The sequence below is a fragment of the Nostoc piscinale CENA21 genome (assembly GCF_001298445.1).
Lineage (GTDB): Bacteria > Cyanobacteriota > Cyanobacteriia > Cyanobacteriales > Nostocaceae > Nostoc_B > Nostoc_B piscinale_A.
The window spans coordinates 3,376,714-3,398,967 of sequence record NZ_CP012036.1; the positions used below are offsets into that span (position 1 = coordinate 3,376,714).

The following is a 22,254-nucleotide window of genomic DNA, read 5'->3' on the forward strand; positions in this document are numbered from 1 at the left end:
AGATGTTTTGCATAAGTCCTAAAAGTTTTAGAGAGTTATTGTGTGATTAATTTTTTTTTAGTATTTAAAATCATGGGTATTAGTACATCATTAAATGGTTCAGAAATAGCAGTTATTGGCTTATCGGGGCGATTTCCGGGAGCCAAAAATATTGATGAATTCTGGCAAAATCTTCAGCAAGGTAAGGAAACAATTGCATTTTTTACTGATGAAGAACTCTTGGCAGCCGGAATAAATTCATCTTTATTAAATGACCCTAATTATGTTAAAGCCCAAGCAATTCTAGATGAGGCAGAATGTTTTGATGCCGAGTTTTTTGGCTTTAATCCCAGAGAAGCTACAATTACAGATCCTCAACACCGTGTATTTCTTGAATGTGCTTGGTCAGCTTTAGAAAATGCCGGGTATGATTCCCAAAGTTATCCAGGTGCGATTGGTGTTTATGCTGGTTCTGGAATGAACACCTACTTACTAAATATTTATTTAAATCAAAATATTATTGGTGCTATAGATCCGCAGCAACTTATGTTGGCTGGCAATAAAGATTTTTTAACTACTCGTGTTTCTTACAAACTCAACTTAGAAGGGCCTAGTTACGCAGTTCAAACCGCTTGCTCAACTTCATTGGTAGCTGTCCACTTGGCTTGTCAAAGCTTACTCAATGGTGAGTGTGATATGGCTTTGGCTGGTGGTGTTGCCATCACTGCTGACAGAAAAACTGGATATTTATATACAGAGGGGGGGATATTATCTCCTGATGGACATTGCCGTGCTTTTGATGCTGATGCTCAAGGAACTATAGGCGGTGAGGGCGTGGGAATTGTGGTGTTGAAGCGATTGGAAGATGCGTTGAGCGATCGCGATACAATTCATGCCATCATCAAAGGTTCAGCAATCAATAATGATGGGGCGTTTAAAGTCAGCTACACAGCACCCCGCATCGATACCCAAGCCAAGGTAATTAAAACCGCCCAAATCGTCGCGGAAGTCGAACCAGAAACTATCACCTACATTGAAACTCACGGTACAGCCACCGCTTTAGGCGACCCCATTGAAATTGCTGCCCTCACCCAAGCTTTCCGCAGCAGCACCCAAAAAACAGGTTTCTGTGCCATTGGTTCCGTCAAAACCAACATTGGACATTTGGATACTGCGGCTGGTGTGGCGGGGTTAATCAAAACTGTCCTCGCCTTGAAGCACAAACAAATACCCCCAAGCTTACATTATTCCGCCCCTAACCCTGAAATTGACTTTGCCAATAGTCCTTTCTACGTCAACACCAAACTGACAGAATGGCAAACCAATAATATTCCCCGGCGTGCGGGAGTCAGTTCCTTTGGGTTGGGGGGAACTAATGCCCATGTGATTCTGGAAGAAGCGCCAGCATGGGATGGGGGCAGGGAGCAGGGGAGAAAGTATCAATTGTTGCTTCTGTCTGCCAAAACAGCATCAGCATTAGAAAAGGCGACTACAAATCTAGCGGATTATTTGCAAGCACATCCTGATTTAAACTTGGCTGATGCGGCTTACACATTGCTCTTTGGACGCAGAACTTTTGACTATCGGCGTGCGGTGGTGTGTCGAGATATTCCCGATGCAATTAAGGCGCTGCAAAATTCCCAGCCAGTCGCCCAAAAAACTCAGCCACGTCCAGTTGCTTTTATGTTTTCGGGGCTGGGAACTCATTATGTTGATATGGCTTTGGAACTTTACCAAACTGAGTCAACATTTCGTGGCTGTGTAGATGAATGTTGTGAACTGCTTGAGCCACTGTTGAATTTAGATTTGCGGGATGTTTTATATCCCAACAAAAATCATCAAAATGGCAACCAGCAAACCCAAAAAGGTCTAGATTTGCGGAAAATGCTGGGACGGGGAGGGCAATCAACCGATGTCGCCACGCAAAAACTCAATCAGACTGTTTTGACGCAACCAGCCATGTTTGTGATTGAATATGCCTTGGCTCAGTTGTGGATATCTTGGGGAATTTGCCCAACGGCGATGATTGGTTACAGCATTGGTGAATATGTCGCCGCCACTCTAGCCGGGGTTTTGTCTTTAACAGATGCTTTAACCTTGGTCGCTAGAAGGGCGCAGATGATTGACGAGTTACCAACAGGGGCAATGTTGGCTGTGCCACTTTCTGAGTCTGAGATACAGCCTTGGTTGAATGAGAAGATTTCCCTGTCAGCGATTAATGGCGAATCATTGTGTGTGGTGGCAGGTTTCCCCGATGCCGTTGGAGAATTAGAACAAAAATTGAGTGATCGCGGTTTAATAGGTAAGCGGTTACAAACTTCCCATGCTTTTCATTCTGTGATGATGGAAGCGATCGCACCAACTTTTCACAATTTAGTTAATCAATTTAGCCTCAAATCGCCCAAAATCCCCTATATTTCCAACGTCACAGGCACTTGGATTACTGCCGAACAAGCCACAGACCCCACCTATTGGGTGCAGCACCTTTGTCAAACAGTGCGCTTTGCCGATGGAGTCCAACAATTATCACAAAAAGACAATCCGATTTTGTTAGAGGTCGGCCCCGGTCAAGCATTAATTAGTTTTGCATCCCAATGTCTCGATAAATCCTTGATGCTTCCCAGCTTGCGTTATTCCTACGAGCAGCAGTCAGATGTTGCCTATTTATTAAATACATTAGGTCGCCTGTGGCAAGCTGGGGGGGCGGTAGATTGGTCTAGTTTTTATACCGATGCACCACGACAAAGAATTCCCTTACCAACCTATCCATTTGAACGTCAGCGTTACTGGGTTGATGCCCAGCCGACAGCTAATTTAGTTTTGCGTTGCGCCCCTGGGGAACAAACAAACACAATAGAAGAAACTCAAACTGCGCCAACAACCAGCACCACCGCCTATCTCCGACCAAATTTAGATAACGATTATGTCGCCCCTAGAACGGAAGTAGAACAAATCATTGCCAATATTTGGCAAGAACTCCTGGGTATTGCTGCTGTAGGTGTGGAAGATAGCTTTTTTGAGTTGGGGGGAGATTCAGTATTAGGGATTCAAGTCAGCGCCAGAGCCAATAAAGCGGGGTTTCGACTCACACCCCAGCAATTATTTGAACATCAAACGATCGCTAAATTAGCCCAGGTAATCACTAAAACCCAAGTTGTTCAAGCTGAACAAGGTGTCATCACAGGTTCAGTTCCCCTCACCCCGGCTCAACACCAGTTCTTTGCCTTGAATCAGCCAGAAACCCATCATTGGAACCAAGCAATTTTGTTAGAGGTGGTGAAACCTCTGAATTTAGATATTTTAGAGCAAACTTTAAAGCAACTATTAATACATCACGATGCCTTGCGTCTGCGGTTCACCCGTTCTGATTCTGGATGGGAACAGGTCAACGCCGCACCTGAAGAATATGTCCCGTTGACATATATTGATTTGTCAGCTTTGTCATCCACCGCCCAACAATCAGCTTTAGAAGTAGCCGCAGCCCAAATTCAAGCCAGTTTGAATTTAACCACTGGGCCAATTGTCCGGTTTGCTTTATTTGATATGGGTGTGCAGCAAAACAGCCGCTTATTAATTGTGATTCACCATTTGGGGACTGATCCTGGTTCTTGGCGCATTTTATTAGAGGATCTCCAGACTGGTTATCAGCAGTTGAGTCAAGGACAGCCCATTCAACTCCCCCAAAAGACAACTTCTTATCAGCAATGGTCGTTGCGTCTCCAGAAATATGCCGCATCAGAACAGTTACAACAACAGCAACAACACTGGTTAAGCGGACGTTATCAGCAAGTTGCCACTCTACCCTTAGACTATCCTGACGGCATCAACACCGTAGCTTCAGAAGCGCAAGTTATCTCAGTTGCGTTGAATGAAACTGAAACTCAACTGCTGCTTCAGGAAGTTCCGGGGGTGTATCGAATGAATACACAAGAAGTTTTGCTGACTGCACTAGTACAGGCTTTTAAACAGTGGACAAAGCAAAACCTACTCCTCATCAATCTTGATGAAAATGGGCGGGAGGTGAGTACAGGTGGAATTGATGATGTCGATATTTCCAGAACAGTGGGGTGGATTACGACTACTTACCCTGTACTGTTAGATTTAGACAAAACAGTTAATCCTGGGGATGCACTCAAAGCCGTGAAAGAACAAGTGCGTCATGCTTCGAGTAATGGTATTGACTATGGAGTGTTACGCTACCTCAGCCCTGACTCGATAGTAATTGAAAAATTCCAGTCTCTTCCCCAAGCTGAGGTAATGTTTCTCTACCTTGGTCAACTGAGTAGAAGTTTGCCGCAAGATTCCTTATTTAAATGGACAGAAGAAGCACTCGGCTCCACAGCTAGTCCAAAAGCAATTCGCCCTTATTTATTCCAAATTAATGCGGCAATTACTGAAGGCCAATTACAACTATATTTCAACTACAGCCGAAATATTCATCAGCGTCAGACGGTCGAAAAATTATCGCACAATTTTGTTCAAGCCCTCAAATCTTTGATTAGCCATTGTCAATCTCCCGATGCCGGAGACTATACCCCATCTGATTTTGCGGCTGCCAACATCAATCAAGAAAATTTAAGTAAATTGTTAGCTCAAATCAGTCAATAAGCAGGAGAAATTTGTGATGAAACCCAATAATATTGAAGATATTTACGAACTTTCTCCGATGCAACAGGGGATGCTGTTTCATAAGCTGGCTGCACCTAATTCGGTGGTGTATTTTGAGCAGAATTATTTTACTTTGAAAACGCCAATTAATATCCCGGCGTTCCAGAAAGCTTGGCAGCGAGTTGTAGATCGTCACCCAATTTTACGCACAGCATTTTATTGGGAGAATCTTGATAAACCATATCAAGTGGTGTACAAGCAAGTAGATTTGCCTTGGGAATTTCAAGATTGGCGACATTTATCTTTAGAAGCACAACAAAAGCAGTTTGCAGATTTTTTAACAGCCGATGGCGATCGCGGTTTTGAACTGGCGCAAGCCCCCTTAATCCGCCTAACATTAATTCAGATGGCTGAAGACAATTATCAATTTGTGTTTAGCTTCCATCACATCTTAATGGAAGGCTGGTCTGTTAGCTGGCTGTGGAAAGAATTTTATGAGTTTTATTATGCCTTTTGCCAAGGGCAAGATTTATATTTAGAACGCCCCCGTCCCTACAAAGAATATATTACTTGGCTACAACAACAAGACCAGAAAAAAGCCGAAACTTTTTGGCGGCAGAAACTCCAAGGATTTACCGTACCCACACAAATTTTGATTGGTAAAAATGCGGCTAATTTTGCTGACCAAGCAGCAGATTATCAAAGACAAGAGTTAGTATTGTCAGCAACTATGGCAACTGACCTGAAAGCTTTTGCCCGCAAGTATCAACTAACTTTAAATATTATCATCAAAGGCGCTTGGGCTTTACTTTTGAGCCGTTATAGTCAAGCATCAGATGTAATTTTTGGCTCAACATCTTCCGGCAGACCAACGGCGTTAGCTGATGCAGAGTCGATGATTGGGCTATTTATCAACACACTCCCATTACGAGTAAAAGTAGATGATGATGCTGTTCTCACTTCTTGGCTGAAACAACTGCAAACCGAAGAAGTGCAGATGCGGGAGTATGAATACAGCCCATTATCTAAAATTCAACAATGGAGTCAGATTTCCCCTGGTCTACCATTATTTGATAGTATTTTAGTTTTTGATAATGAATTAGTAGATTACAATCAAGAATCGATTGTTGAAGATATCGGAGTCATCGATTCTAAATCATTATTTGACTGGACAAACTACCCGCTAACTGTGAAGGTAGTCCCAAATTCAGAATCATTAAATTTATATATTTCCTATAATAATCGTCAATTTGAAAGTTCTAGTATGAGCCGCATATTAGAGCATTTAGAAACCTTATTAGCGGGTTTTGTTGCCAATCCTGAAGCAAAACTGCGGCAACTACCCATGCTGACGGCACAAGAAAATCAGCAAATACTCAAAGTATGGAATAATACAGCAAATAATTACGCTTTAGATAAATGTATTCATGAATTATTTGAACAACAGGTAGCAAAAACACCCGATGCAGTAGCTGTAGAATTTGAAAATCAGCAGTTAACTTATCAACAATTAAACGCCAAAGCCAACCAATTAGCTGATTATTTGCGATCGCTGGGAGTTAAACCAGAGGTATTGGTGGGAATTTGTGTGGAGCGTTCTTTGGATATGATCATTGGGTTACTCGCCATCCTCAAAGCGGGTGGTGCATATATCCCCCTCGACCCCAATTATCCCTCGGAACGCATCGCCTATATCCTGGAAGACACACAAGCACCAGTCTTACTCACTCAATCTTCGCTCTTGGCAGGAATGCCCCAACACCAAGCCAAGGTAATCTGTTTAGATACTGACTGGCATAACATCAGCCAACACAGCCAGGAAAATCTTGTCTCAGAAGTCACAACCGAAAACCTCGCCTACGTAATTTATACCTCTGGTTCCACAGGCAAACCCAAAGGTGTACAAATTCCCCATCTTGCCCTGAGTAACTTTTTGTACTCTATGCAGCAAGCCCCTGGCTTAACTGCTGACGACACATTACTTGCAGTTACCACCTACTCCTTTGATATTGCCGCCTTAGAATTATTTTTACCGATGATTGTCGGCGCACGTTTGGTAATTGCCAGTCAAGAAATTATCTCTTATGGTGTGCAGTTGGCGGCAAAAATCGCTGAGTGTCAAGCTACAGTTATGCAAGCCACACCAGCCACATGGCAATTACTATTAGCCGCAGGTTGGGGTGGTAATCATCAATTAAAAATTCTCTGTGGTGGCGAAGCTTTACCAGGACAATTAGCCAATCAGTTGCTAGAGAGATGTCGGTGTTTATGGAATATGTACGGCCCCACAGAAACCACAATTTGGTCAGCCGCTTGTCAGGTGAAAACCGTTGACAACACCGTACCCATTAGTTCTCCCATTGCCAACACCCAGCTTTATATCCTCGACCAAAATCACCAATTAATGCCCGTGGGTGTAGCCGGGGAATTGTGTATTGGTGGCTTGGGACTGGCGAGGGGTTATTTCCAGCGTCCAGATTTAACAGCCGAAAAATTTATCCCCAATCCCTTTAGCGAAACAGCCGCACGTCTGTACAAAACCGGAGACTTGGCGCGATACTTACCCAACGGAGACATTGAATACTTGGGACGGATTGATCACCAAGTCAAAATTCGTGGTTTCCGCATTGAATTGGGAGAAATTGCTGCTGTCATCAGCCAACACCCAACCGTTAGAGAAACTGTTGTAACGGTTCATGGTTCCGCTGCCGATACTCAAAGAATAGTTGCTTACATAGTCCCCCACACAGGGCAAACTTTTACATCTGCTGAACTGCGGGATTTGTTAGCTGCTAAGTTGCCTAGCTATATGATGCCAGCAGCTTTTGTCACCTTAGAGGCACTACCATTAACACCCAACGGTAAAGTTGACCGCAAAGCACTCAAACCACCAGAATTGACACCGGGATCAGTGTCCAGTCTGACTCCAGTTACACCCATAGAAAACTTATTAGCCGGGATTTGGGCGGAAATCCTGGGTATAGAGAAAGTCGGTATTGATCAGAATTTCTTTGAATTAGGCGGACATTCTTTAATCGCCACCCGTGTGATTTCCCAAATTCGCCAAGTCTTTCAAATCGAGTTACCTTTACGTTATTTATTTGAAAAACCCACCATAGCCGGGTTAGCGAAAGAAATTGAAAAAGCAATTCAGGCAGATTTCACAGTTGCCACGACCAAGATTGAAAAGATAGGGCGATCGCCACAATTACCTTTATCATTTGCCCAACAAAGATTGTGGTTTTTATCCCAACTAGAACCAAATAGCCCGTTCTACAATATCCCGGCGGCGGTGCGGCTACAAGGACAGTTAAATGTGGCAGCTTTAGCCCAAAGTTTCAGCGAAATTGTCGCCCGTCATGAAGCACTGCGAACCAATTTCGTCACCAGCGTCGGACAAGTGGTAGCTGCGATCGCACCAGAAAAGCCCCTCAACTTCTCCACCATCGATCTCAGCGACTTGGAAATTAATCAGCAAGCCGCCAAAATCCAACAACTGGCTGACTTAGAAGCACAACAACCCTATGACATTAGCTGCGATCATCTCCTGAGAGTCAAACTCTTACGTCTGAGTGAACAAGAACATATTGTTTTAGTGACAATGCACCACATTGTCTCTGACGCTTGGTCAATTGGCATATTGGTACAAGAATTAGCCGCCCTTTATCCAGCCTTTTGTGATGGACAACCCTCGCCATTACCTGCTCTACCAATACAGTATGTAGACTTTGCTGCTTGGCAAAGACAATGGTTACAAGGACAAGTCCTAGAAACCCAAATATCTTATTGGCGCAAGCAGTTAGCCAACGCCCCCACAGTCTTAGAATTACCCACCGATTATCCCAGACCAGCAATCCAGACCTTTCAGGGTGCAACCTACTCATTTGAATTATCAACAGAACTATCAACAGCCCTGCAAAAATTGAGCCAAAAGCAGGGAAGTACGTTATTTATGACCTTGTTGGCAGGTTTCCAAATCTTGCTATGGCGTTACACCGGACAGAAAGACATTGTGGTTGGTTCACCCATCGCTAACCGCAACCGAGCAGAAATAGAAGGGTTAATTGGCTTTTTTGTCAATACTTTAGTCCTGCGAACTAACTTAGTGGGTAATCCCAGCTTTGTAGAACTGCTCAAACAAGTGCGGGAAATGGCATTAGGCGCTTACGCACATCAGGATGTACCGTTTGAGTTGTTGGTTGAGCAATTACAACCCCAGCGCGATTTGAGCCATACGCCACTGTTTCAGGTGATGTTTGTCTTGCAAAATGCGCCGATGTCTGCATTAAAATTGCCTGGTTTGACTTTAACGCCGGAAGACAGCAGCAGTGATAGTGCCAAGTTTGATTTAACTCTTTATGTCACAGAAACCGATGCAGGGTTAGTTGCCAGTTTAGAATACAACACTGATTTATTTAAAGAAAGTACAATTTGCCGGATGGCAAGTCATTTGCAAACGTTGTTGACAGGAATTGTAGCGAATCCACAGCAGCGTTTGTCAGAATTACCATTGTTGAATAAATTAGAGCAGCATCAATTACTGCGAGAGTGGAATGATACCGCCGTTGTCTATCCACAACATCTATGTATTCATGAATTATTTGAACAACAGGTAGCAAAAACACCGGATGCAGTAGCCGTAGAATTTGCAAATCAGCAGTTAACTTATGAACAATTAAACGCCAAAGCCAACCAATTAGCCCATTATCTGCGATCGCTGGGAGTTGAGCCAGAGGTATTGGTGGGAATTTGTGTAGAGCGTTCTTTGGATATGATCATTGGACTACTCGCCATTCTCAAAGCGGGTGGTGCATATATCCCCCTCGACCCCAATTATCCCTCTGAGCGCATCGCCTATATCCTGGAAGATACACAAGCACCAGTCTTACTCACCCAAACATCACTCTTGGCAGCAATGCTCCAACACCAAGCCAAGATAATCTGTTTAGATAATGTGGTGTGCAACGTTCTCTCAAACCTAACCCCCAACCCCTTCCCTACGAGGGAAGGGGGGCAAGATTCAAAGCCTCTCTCCGCTTCGGGGAGAGGTTTGGAGAGGGGTTTCAAGAATAAGTCGCACATTGCGTTAGATACTGACTGGCATAACATCAGCCAACACAGCCAGGAAAATCTTGTCTCAGAAGTCACAACCGAAAACCTCGCCTACGTAATTTATACCTCTGGTTCCACAGGCAAACCCAAAGGAGTGATGATTCAACACGCCAGCACCGTGGCAATGTTAGATTGGGCAGACAAAACCTTTAGCCGAGAAGCGAGGGCGGGAGTTTTAGCATCCACCTCTATTTGCTTCGACTTGTCGGTATTCGAGATGTTTGTGCCTCTGTGCTGTGGTGGCAAGATAATTTTAATCGAGAATGCACTATATATCAGCAATCTCCCCGCAAGCTGTGGTGTCACTTTAATTAACACTGTCCCCAGCGTGATTGCACAGTTACTCCAAACAGATAATATTCCCGCCTCAGTGCAAACTGTGAATATTGCGGGAGAACCACTACAAAATCAACTCGTTCAAAAACTTTACCAGCAAGCTCAAATAAAACAGGTATTTAACTTGTATGGCCCTTCTGAAGATACCACCTATTCTACTTTTGCCTGGATACAGAAGGGCGCGAACAGTACACCACCAATTGGTAAACCAATTCACAACACCCAAACTTATTTATTAGATGAAAATTTACAACCGGTTCCTGTAGGTGTACCAGGAATGTTGTACTTGGGTGGAGCAGGTTTAGCCCGTGGCTATCTCAATAAAGTAGAACTCACGGCGGAGAAATTTATTCCCAATCCCTACGGGAATATCCCAGGAGAACGATTATATAAAACTGGGGATTTAGCCCGCTATTTGCCGAATGGAGAAATTGAATACATTGGGCGCATTGACAACCAAGTAAAAATTCGTGGTTTCCGCATTGAATTAGGAGAAATTGAAGCACTGATAATTCAGCATCCAGGGGTAGAAGCTGCTGTTGTTACGGTTGTGGATGCTCAACAAATAGTCGCCTACGTAGTTTTAAATTCAGAACCACCACCAACCATTGCGGAGTTACGCGGCTTTTTAGAAGCAAAGTTGCCGAACTACATGATTCCCGCAGCTTTTGTGACCTTGGAAGCACTACCATTAACACCGAATGGTAAAGTTGACCGCAAAGCACTACCAACACCAGACACAACCCATCCAGAATTAACAGCCGTTTATCAGCCACCCCAAACTGAGTTAGAACAAACCATTGCTGATGTTTGGCAAGCAGTACTGAATGTTGAGCGTGTAGGTATTCATGATAACTTCTTTGAACTGGGTGGTCATTCACTGTTGTTAATTCAAGTTCATAGTCAATTACAAAAAATACTCCAGAAAGATTTTCTTTTGGTGGAAATGTTTCAATATCCGACTGTGAGTCGCTTGGCTAGATATTTTAGTCAAGAATCCACAGTTGCCACATCTACTATCTCAAATTCCCATCGTGCGGAGCAGCGAATTGCTTCGACTCAGCGTCGTAAACAAGCCAGAAAGGAATATCGCGCTGCTACTAATCAAACAGGGGAGTAAGCTTGGGAGAAGGCAGGAGGCAGGAGGGTTTGAGGGTGAGTGATTTTTTTAACGTAGACGCGAAGCGGCTTCCCGAAGGGTACCGCAAAGGACGCAAAGAGAAAGAAGAGATTACTAACTTAGGAGTTACGCAAAAATTCCCGAAAAGCTTAATTTATCGAACCGCCAAGTCGCCAAGAACGCCAAGAAATTTTAGAGTCTACTTAAGTTCTAATCTGGTTAGAAGCAACAGCATCAATATTAGTAATTCAAGGAAAATCCATGACATTAAGTGAAAGAGAAATTTTATCTCGAAACAATATTGCCCCGACTGAGAAAATCTTACAAACTGATATTGGTGAGTATGTTAAACAAATATTTTCCCCAACTCACGGGCAATATATAGAAAATCAAATCGATGAGATAGTTGATGATTTATCGGCAGATTTTTTAATCGCTGAAACTGCTAATAGCAATGTTGATATTGACTGGATTAGTAGTAAGTTTAGCAATAGTCAAATCCCTGTACAACCTACTGATTTTGATAGTTATTTTCAATCTTTGAATGAGAATGTCGTTGCTCATTCTATACATACATCAGCGCCGCAATTTATCGGTCACATGACTTCGGCGTTACCTTCGTTTGTGCGTCCTTTGGCAAAGTTGATGACAGCGATGAATCAAAATGCTGTCAAAATCGAAACAGCTAAGGCTTTGAGTTTTTGTGAGCGGGAAGCTTTGGCGATGATGCACCGCCAAATTTATAATTTATCTGATAATTTCTACAGCCAACATATTCAAAATAATCAAAGTACCTTGGGTATTTTGGTTTCTGGTGGGACAACAGCAAATATTACGGCTTTATGGTGCGCTCGTAATAAATCTTTAGGCGCAACCCATGATTTTTTAGGTATAGAAAAAGAAGGGTTAACAGCAGCGTTAAATTATTATGGCTATCAAGGGGCGGTGGTCATTGGTTCGGAATTGATGCACTTCTCTTTTGATAAAGCTGCGGATTTAATGGGAATCAGTACTAAAAATTTGATTCGCGTCCCAGTTGATGCTAATAATCGCGTTAATATCCCAGCATTACGCCAAGCTGTTGCAGAATGTCGCGCGAAAAATTTACATATTATCGCTATTGTTGGTATTGCTGGAACTACTGATTCTGGTAGTGTTGATCCGTTAACAGAAATTGCTGAAATTGCCCAAGAAAATCATGTACATTTCCATGTCGATGCTGCTTGGGGTGGCCCTGTCATATTTTCGCGCAAATACCAACATAAACTAGCGGGAATTGAACAAGCTGATTCTGTCACCATTGATGGTCATAAACAATTATATTTGCCAATGGGTATCGGGATGGTATTTTTCCGTGACCCTTATTTAGCTTCAGCAATTGAAAAACAAGCCAGCTATACAATGCGTAAGGGGTCATTTGATTTAGGTAAACGGGCTTTAGAAGGTTCTCGTCCGGGAATGGCGTTATTTTTACATGCTGGTTTACAGTTAATTGGGTTGAATGGTTATGAGTTTTTGATTGATGAAGGCATCCGCAAAACCCAATATATGGCGGCGCGAATTGAGGAATTACCGGAGTTTGAATTGTTGGCACAACCTGATACAAATTTGTTAATTTATCGTTATATTCCTGAGCAATTTCGAGATGTAGTTAATCATAAAAAATTAACTGAGTCTGATAATCAAATTATCAATGATTTTAATGAACGCTTGCAGAAAAAGCAGCGTCAGATTGGGCGGACTTTTATTTCCCGAACTACAAAAATAACTATCAGTTTAGATAAGGAAATCCCAGTGATTGCGATGCGTGCGGTGATTGCGAATCCTTTAACTACTGAAAGCGATATTGATGCAGTTTTGCTTGATCAAATTCAGATTGCTGCGGCAATGCCACTGACATATTGACTGAAGAAGGCAGGAGGCATGAGGCAGAAGGCAGGAGGCAGAAAATATTATGACTTGCGTAATAACTCTCTCAAACTCTTATAACTTCGTGTCCTACCCTGCGGGAAGCCGCTATCGCGTCTATGCGTACTTTGCGGTACCCTTCGGGAAGCCGCTTCGCGTCTACGTTAAAAAAAATTACCAAACCTCAAACCCTCCTGCCTTTTCCCAACTACAAATATTTATGTTGCTCTACTTACACCTTTCTATTTACTGTCAGGTTTTGACCTATGGATATGGCTAATAATTTTATTGATAGCTTAGATAATCAAGATGCGATCGCTATTATTGGAATGGCGGGTCGGTTTCCTGGAGCGAATAAAGTTGATAGCTTTTGGCAAAACCTGAGAAATGGTGTAGAGTCAATTTCTACTTTCACGGATGAGGAGCTAATCGCGGCTGGGGTAGATGCTAAATTGCTCAACAATCCCAACTATGTGAAAGCCAGTGCCATATTAGAAAATATCGATTTATTTGATGCAGCTTTTTTTGGTTTTTCTCCTAGAGAAGCGGAAGTTACAGACCCACAACACCGCATTTTTTTTAGAAACTGTTTGGTCAGCTTTAGAAAATGCAGGTTACAACTGTGAAACTTACCGCGATCGCATCGGTTTATTTGCTGGTGTTGCTGCTAGTGATTATCTACTTTCTAACTTATATAACAATCACACTTTTATCGAATCAGCCGATAGCTATCAAGTTTTAATTGGCAATGATAAGGATTTTTTACCGACTTTAGTTTCTTACAAATTAAACTTAAGAGGGCCAAGTATTAATGTTCAAACAGCTTGTTCGACTTCATTGGTAGCTGTGCATTTAGCTTGTCAAAGTTTACTAAATGGTGAAAGTGATATAGCTTTAGCTGGCGGTGTGACGATTGCAGCTAAACCCAAAACTGGATACGAATATCAACCAGGGGGAATTAAATCACCTGATGGTCATTGTCGAGCTTTTGATATTAACGCCAACGGTACTGTTTTTGGTAATGGTGTAGGGGTTGTTGTCTTAAAACGCTTGGAAGATGCAATTAATGATGGTGATTTTATTCATGCAATTATTAAGGGTTCGGCTGTTAATAATGATGGCTCTTTAAAGGTAGGATATACCGCCCCTAGTGTTGATGGTCAACGGGAAGTGATTTTAGAAGCTTTAGCCTTGGCTGGTGTGGAAGCGGAAACTGTCAGTTATATCGAAACCCACGGTACAGGAACCGCTTTAGGCGACCCGATTGAAATTCAAGCGTTAACCCAAGCTTTCCGCCATAGTACATATAAAACAGGTTTTTGTGCCATTGGTTCTGTCAAAACGAATATTGGTCATTTAGATACAGCCGCCGGGGTGACAGGATTAATCAAAACTGTTTTGGCTTTAAAACATCAGCAAATCCCTGCAAGTCTGCATTTTCAGCAGCCAAACCCCCAAATCGATTTTGCCAACAGCCCTTTTTACGTCAATACCAAATTGTCAGAGTGGACAACCAACAGCACACCCCGCAGGGCTGGTGTGAGTTCTTTTGGTATTGGTGGGACTAACGCCCATGTCATTTTAGAAGAAGCTCCCGTCATTCCCGCTTCTAGTTCTTCCCGTCCTTGGCAATTATTACTGTTGTCGGCGAAAACCAGCACAGCTTTAGCAACCGCCACAGCCCAACTGCGCGATTATCTGACACAAAATTCTGATGTTCCCCTGGCTGATGTGGCTTATACTCTGCAAGTCGGTCGTCGGGCTTTTGATTATCGCCGCGTTATGATTTGTCACGACCAAGCTGATGCGGTGAAATTACTAGATAATCAAGACCCACAACGTGTTTTTAATCACTATTATCAGCCGAGCCACTGTCCGGTAATCTTCATGTTTTCGGGACAAGGATCGCAGTATGCAAACATGGGTAGGGAATTATATGAACTAGAACCAACATATAAAAAACACGTAGATGCCTGCGCTGAAATTTTACAACCCTATCTTGGTTTAGATATTCGTTCTCTGCTTTACCCCCATCCAGAGGCGACGGAAGCGACTGCAAATCAACTCCAACAAACATTCCTCACCCAAAGCGCCTTGTTTGTCACAGAATACGCCTTGGCGCAGTTATTGATGTCTTGGGGTGTGCATCCAGAGGCGATGATTGGTCATAGTATAGGCGAATATGTCGCGGCGGCGATCGCTGGTGTATTTTCTTTAGAAGATGCTCTGGCAATTGTGGCAAAAAGAGGACAGTTAATGCAGCAACTACCAGCAGGCAGTATGCTGGCAATTAAGTTACCCGCCAAAGATGTGCAGTCGCTTTTAGATACATCCGATTTGTATAGAGCATCTCTGCAAATTGCGGTGATTAACAGTCCATCTGCTTGCGTAGTGTCGGGAATTAGCAGTGCAATTACAGCCTTGGAAGAACAATTAACTGTGCAAGCAGTTGAATGTCGGCGGTTGCACACATCTCACGCCTTCCATTCGCTGATGATGGAACCAATATTGCCAGCATTTCGGGAAACTTTCAAAACAGTTAAACTCCATCCACCGAAAATAAGCTTTATTTCTAATGTCACTGGTACCTGGATTACTCCAGCACAAGCCACAAATCCTGATTATTGGTGTCAGCATTTACGCCAAACTGTCAGATTTTCTGAGGGAATATTACAACTAATTCAGCAGTTTGATGGTGTATTTTTAGAGGTAGGGCCAGGACGGAGTTTAAGCACACTCACTACACAGCATTTAAATAAAAATTCTCAGCAACAAGTATTAAGTTTGTTACGCCATATTAAAGACGAACAATCTGATATTTGCTTTTTATTACAAACATTAGGTCGGCTGTGGTTGGCGGGTATAGAAATTGATTGGTCAGGTTTTTATAGCGATGAACAGCGTCATCGTCTGCCTTTACCGACTTACCCATTTGAAGGTAAAAGATACTGGATTGATCCCCAAGCTTCATCTGTTGCTAAACAAGATATTGCTGACTGGTTTTACATTCCTTCCTGGAAGCGTTCTTTACTCACTAATTCATCCGCAGCCGTCGGAAAATCGATATGGCTATTATTTGTAGATGATTTGGGAGTTGGTGAGCAAATCCTTGATAAGTTGAAAAATCAAGGTAACACAGTTGTTACTGTACACCAAGGCGATGAATTTCAGAAAATCAGTACAACTAGTTATCAAATTAATCCATACTCAAACTCAGATTATGAACTGTTAATTCAAGAACTACTATCATCAGGAATCCAACCGGAAAATATTGCTTATTTTTGGAGTCTAAGCCAGATTGAAAATTCTCAACCTGACAAATATTTAGAATGTAAGAGTTTACTATCTTTGATTCAAAGTATTAGTAAGCTGAAACACCACCTACAAATCAAGGTAATAACCAATAACATTCTAGAGGTGAATGGGAATGAAAAACTAAACCCAGAAAAGTCAACAATCTTAGGTTTATGTCAGGTAATATCCCAAGAGTACCCCAATATTACTTGTCAATGTATTGATATTGTTTTCAATGGCGATCGCAGCAATAATCAGATTATTGACCAAATATCAAATGAGTTAATTTCTACATCTTTAGATAATGTCATTGCTTACCGCGATCGCCATCGTTGGGTACAAACATTTACACCATCTCATTTAGATGCCATTGTTGACGAAAACACCCCTTTTCGCAACCGGGGTACTTACTTATTTGCAGGTGGTTTAGATAATCTAGAATTTTTGCTGGCAGAATATTTAACAAAAACTTGCCAAGCCAAACTGATATTTATTGAAAGTTCCCAATTTCCTAAACAAGAGAACTTTTCACAATGGCTAGAAACTCATCAGCCAGATGATGCAATCAGCCAGAAAATTCAACATTTTATCGCCTTAGAAGAAATTGGTGCGGCAGTTTTATTATTGCGTGCTGATAAAACTAATTATGAGCAAATGCACCAAATTCTTGCAAAAAATGTTGAGCAAATTAATGGTGTGATTTATGCAACGGGAATTAAGCACGAACAGATATTTGGTTCTTTGCCAGAAATTACCGTAGCAGAATTAGAAAATATCTTAAAATCTCAACGTCATCAAATTACTATCTTAGAAAAAGTCTTACAAAATTATGACCTAGACTTTTGCTGTATCTTTTCTTCACTGACATCTATTTTAGGGGGATTTGGTTTATGTTTAGATGCCGCAGTTTATCAATTACTCGATAGCTTTGGAAATCAACATAATCAAAACAATTCTTGTCCGTGGTATATTATTAACTGGGATAATATACAACTGCATACAACCCCAGAATCAACAATCACTGAGCAAGTTTCTGGAACAACACTAGCAATTACAGCAACAGCAATAATAGAAGTATTTCAGAGAGTTTTAGCTATCCAACAAGGAACTCAGATGATTATTTCTCCAGTTGATATTAATGTCAAAAAAACTCAGATAATTAACCGCAATTCTTCGCTAGAGACACAATCCAAAAATCAGTTAGATTCATCACCACGCTACTCTAGACCTAGCCTGAATAATTCCTACATTGCGCCTACAAATGAGTTAGAAAAGCAAATTACGGAAATCTGGCAAGAGGTACTAGGAATTAAAGAAATTGGGATTTATGACAACTTTTATGAGTTAGGCGGCGATTCGCTAATTGCAACTCAATTAGTTTCGCGCTTGCGGGCTAAGTTCCCTGTGGAATTACCTTTACGTGACTTGTTAGTAGAAGCGATGATTCCCATGAAGCAGGCGGAAATTATTGAGCAGTTGATGTTAGAAAAAATTGCTGATTTATCAGAGGAAGAGGTAGCTGTCTTATTAAGTAATGTCTAAGAGAATGTTTGAAAAGTCCCTAACTATGTATCAAAGACTTTTCAAACATCTTCTAATTCAAGAATATAACAATCATAAATGAGTCGTGAAAAACATAGATATGAAAACGAACCGCCAAGAACGCCAAGGACGCAAAGGTAAGAAAGAAGAAAAAGATATAGAAATTTTACAAATGATTTAGGACTGCTATAATTAACCGCCGATGCACGCAGATAAACGCCGATGAAGGAAACTTTATAATTTATGGATAAACAATACTCTAATTTATCACCAGCTAAAAAAGCTCTTTTAGAAAAATGGAAGGTAGGAAAACTGAAAGCTGATGTTATTCCTAAGCGCCAAAATCTTTCAAATATACCCTTATCTTTTTCGCAACAAAGACTATGGTTTATTGATCAGCTTTATCATGGGAGTGATTTCTACAATATTCCTCTTGCTTTTCATATCCAAGGAAATTTAAATATTGTCGCCCTTGAGCAAAGTTTAAACGAAATCATCAAGCGTCATGAAGTTTGGCGGACAAATTTTAAGGTTGTCAATGGAGAACCAGTCCAAGAAATTAGCAAGCAATTAAATTGGGAATTATCGATTATTAACTGTGAACATTTATCTCGTAAAAATTGGGAATCGGAAGTTAAATTATTGGTGGCGGAATTAGCTAGACAACCTTTTAACTTAGCGAAAGGATTGTTAGTTAGGGCGAATTTATTGCGCTTGAGTGCAGAATCACATATTTTGCTGGTGACTATGCACCACATTATTACCGATGGATGGTCTTGCGGGGTATTTTTGCGGGAGTTATCCGCGCTGTATGCGGCTTTCTCAACAAATCAACCGCCAACCTTACCAGAACTTCCAATACAGTATGGAGATTTTGCAATTTGGCAACGCGATCGCCTGCAAGGTGAATTACTCGCCAATCAATTACAATATTGGCAAGCACAACTCCAGGGTGAGTTACCTGTATTACAATTACCTACAGACCGTCCACGACCTCAAATTAGTAATTTTGCTGGGGCGAAGCAATATTTTAGATTATCAAAATCCCTCACAAATGACCTTAAACAATTAAGTCAGCAAACAGACACGACTTTATTTATGAGTTTGCTGGCGGCTTTTAATATTCTTTTATACCGCTATACAAATCAAGAAGATATCTTAATTGGTTCGCCAATTGCTAACCGCAATCGTCCAGAATTGGAAGGAATGCTGGGCTTATTTGTCAATACATTGGTATTGCGTAATAACCTTAGTGGAAATCCTAGTTTTCGGGAATTTTTACAGCGAGTCAGGGAAGTAACTCTGGGTGCATACTCTCATCAAGATTTACCATTTGAGATGCTTGTAGAACAATTGCAACCCGAACGAGATTTAAGCCGAAATCCTCTTTATGAGGTCATGTTTGTGCTGCAAAACACACCAAGCACTGTGCAGGAAGTGGCGGGGTTAACTTTGCAAATTTTAGAGTTTGATAGCAGGACATCTCAATTAGATATCTTTCTTTCTCTGTCGGAATCAGAAACAGGATTAACTGGCTTTTTGGAATATAATACAGACATTTTTGATGAGTCAACCATTACTCAGTTTATCAATCATTTTCAAACTTTATTAACCAATATTATCGCTAACCCAGAAAAGCGCCTGAGTGAATTGTCGCTGTTAACAACTTCTGAGCAAGAACAATTATTATATAAGTTTAATCAAACTCATACAGATTATCCCCAAGCTCTATCTCTACATCAATTATTCGAGCAGCAAGTTGAACTCACACCAGATTCCATCGCATTAATTGGCGAATCTGAACAAATTACTTATCGTCAACTAAACCAAAGAGTCAATCAGCTTGGACATTTTTTACAAAAACAAGGTGTAACATCCGCAACGCTGGTGGCTCTATGTCTGGAACGCGATATAGATATGGTAGTGGGGATTTTAGCTATTCTCAAAGCTGGTGGTACATACATTCCCTTAGATCCCAGTTATCCAGTAGAGCGGTTAAATTTTATGCTCTCTGATTCCCAAGCAGAAATGTTAATTACTAAACAAGCAATATTAGCAAAATTATCATTATCTGCAACTCAAATTATTTGCTTAGATACTCATCAAGAGGAGCTGGCGCAAGAAAGTACAAAAAATCCGATGCACATTTATTCATCGGATTATATTGCTTATATTATCTATACTTCTGGTTCCACTGGTAAACCTAAAGGTGTTCTTGGTACTCATCGCGGTACAGTCAACGGCTTACACTGGTTATGGAAAACCTATCCTTTCAATCGAGGAGAAGTTTGTTCTCAAAAAACAGCTATTAGTTTTGTTGATTCTGTCTGGGAAATTTTCGCGCCTTTACTACAAGGAATCCCCACAGTCATTATCAGCAATACAACTTTACTCGACCCGCAATTATTTATCGAATCTCTAGCAAATCACAAAGTTAGTCGAATTATCCTTGTACCTTCATTACTGCGGTTAATTTTAGATAATTATAGTCATCTGATTCATAAATTATCACACCTCAAATTCTGGATCACGAGTGGAGAGGCATTATCGATTAAATTAGTGCTGAGTTTCCGTGAATTAATGCCATCTGCAAAATTGATTAACCTTTATGGCTCATCGGAAGTTTCAGCAAATGCCACTTATTATGATACTAGTTTATTAATAAATCAAGCTCAGAGTGTACCTATCGGTCGTCCAATTGATAACACCCAAACTTATGTATTGAATGGTGATTTACAACTGACACCAATAGGAGTAGTAGGAGAACTTTATATTGGTGGTGATGGATTAGCGAAGGGATATTTACACCGTCCAGATTTAATACAAGAAAGATTTATTGATAACCCTTGGATCTTGGGAGAGAAAATTTATAAAACAGGCGATTTAGTGAGATATTTACCCGATGGGAATTTGGAATATTTAGGACGCAGTGACGAACAAGTAAAAATCAGGGGTTTTCGGGTGGAATTGGGAGAAATAACAAGTGCGATCGCCCAACACCCAGATGTCCAAGAAGCAGTTGTAATTACTAGCAATAATCATCTCGAAAATCCCCGTTTGCTTGCCTATATTGTTACCAATAAGCCAGATATAACTCCCGAATTATCATCCTATTTGCAACATAAACTACCTAATTATATGTTGCCGTCAGCTTTTATTTGCCTGGATACTCTACCACTTACACCGAATGGTAAAGTCAATAAATCTGCCCTACCCCAAACTGAAATTATCCAGCAAAATTCCCAGACATTAAAGATTGCTCCCCGAAACTTTAATGAATTAGCTTTAGTTAAAATTTGGGAAAATATCTTAAACACTCATCCTATCGGCATCCAAGACAACTTTTTTGACTTAGGCGGACACTCATTTTTAGCTGTACGGGTGATGGCGCAAGTTTATGATAAATTCGGTCATAATCTCCCGCTATCAACTTTATTTGAAAACCCGACAATTGAAAAACTAGCAGCAATTGTCAGTCAACCATTGAGAGAAAGTTCTCATTCTCCTTTAGTAGCCATTAACTCAACTGGTAATCAGCTACCTTTCTTCTGTATACATGGTGCTGGTGGCAATATTAGCCCCTATTTTAAATTATCAAGAATCTTGGGCGAAGATTATCCATTTTATGGATTAGAATATAAACCAGATAGCGAACAACCTGATATAATCTCCGTCGAAAAACTAGCAACTCGCTACCTCAAAGAAATTCGCCAATTCCAACCAAATGGCCCCTATCTTTTAGGCGGACATTGTTACGGTGGGATTCTCGCTTTTGAAATAGCCCAGCAACTACAACAGCAAGGTCAAAAAGTAGGCTTGGTGGCAATTATTGATGCTATCTTACCAGAAACAACTATTGTCACAAGTCCTGATGATGATGCTAAATTTTTGCTGCGGTTGGCAGAAGAAACAAAAATTTGGAATGATATAAATTTATCGCTATCTTTTGAAGAAATGCGAGATTTATCACTCCAGGAGCAATTTAATTTAATTAATCAAAAAGCCAACTTCATTTTCTCTGAAGCTGAGGTTCAAGATTTTCTACGCCATTACAAAGTTTTTAAAGCTAATGTCCAAGCGATGCGAAATTATGTACCGCAAATTTATCCTGATGCCTTAACTATCTTACGAGCTAAAGAAGAAATTATTCATGATTTTGATAATCCTGAATGGACTACTAATGACCCCTTCTTAGGTTGGGGTAAATATGGCAGTTCATCTACTCAGGTGATTGAAATTCCTGGTAATCATTTCTCAATTTTATTGGAACCTCATATTCATGAATTAGCTAAACAATTGAAAATTTGTATTGATGATGCTGTTTGTAATTTCACTATGTCAAAGGAGTAAAAGAG

Annotated in this window: 4 protein-coding genes and 1 pseudogene; all 5 read left to right on the forward strand. The window is 41.1% G+C overall.

From position 1 onward, the window contains the following. Nucleotides 1–72: 72 nt before the first annotated feature. Nucleotides 73–4,587 carry a type I polyketide synthase gene (locus ACX27_RS14525; RefSeq protein WP_062298344.1) on the forward strand — a complete coding sequence of 1,505 codons (4,515 nt, stop codon included), beginning with the start codon at nt 73–75 and terminating at the stop codon, nt 4,585–4,587. Between the two features lie 16 nt (nt 4,588–4,603). Next, entirely contained in the window at nt 4,604–11,155 is a 6,552-nt protein-coding gene (locus ACX27_RS14530) for a non-ribosomal peptide synthetase (protein ID WP_062293687.1), read from the forward strand. A 261-nt stretch (nt 11,156–11,416) separates the two neighbouring features. After that, nucleotides 11,417–13,060 carry a pyridoxal-dependent aspartate 1-decarboxylase PanP gene (panP, locus tag ACX27_RS14540; RefSeq protein ID WP_062293693.1) on the forward strand — a complete coding sequence of 548 codons (1,644 nt, stop codon included), beginning with the start codon at nt 11,417–11,419 and terminating at the stop codon, nt 13,058–13,060. A 275-nt stretch (nt 13,061–13,335) separates the two neighbouring features. After that, nucleotides 13,336–17,899: pseudogene (locus ACX27_RS14545) on the forward strand (type I polyketide synthase). 243 nt (nt 17,900–18,142) lie between these two features. Next, nucleotides 18,143–22,249, forward strand: a complete 4,107-nt coding sequence (locus ACX27_RS14550; protein ID WP_062293696.1) for a non-ribosomal peptide synthetase — start codon at nt 18,143–18,145, stop codon at nt 22,247–22,249. Nucleotides 22,250–22,254 lie beyond the last annotated feature (5 nt).

Coding starts and splice junctions, on each gene's coding strand:
- panP (WP_062293693.1), top strand. CDS start 11,417: ATGACATTAAGTGAAAGAGAAATTTTATCTCGAAACAATATTGCCCCG.
- ACX27_RS14530 (WP_062293687.1), top strand. CDS start 4,604: ATGAAACCCAATAATATTGAAGATATTTACGAACTTTCTCCGATGCAA.
- ACX27_RS14550 (WP_062293696.1), top strand. CDS start 18,143: ATGGATAAACAATACTCTAATTTATCACCAGCTAAAAAAGCTCTTTTA.
- ACX27_RS14525 (WP_062298344.1), top strand. CDS start 73: ATGGGTATTAGTACATCATTAAATGGTTCAGAAATAGCAGTTATTGGC.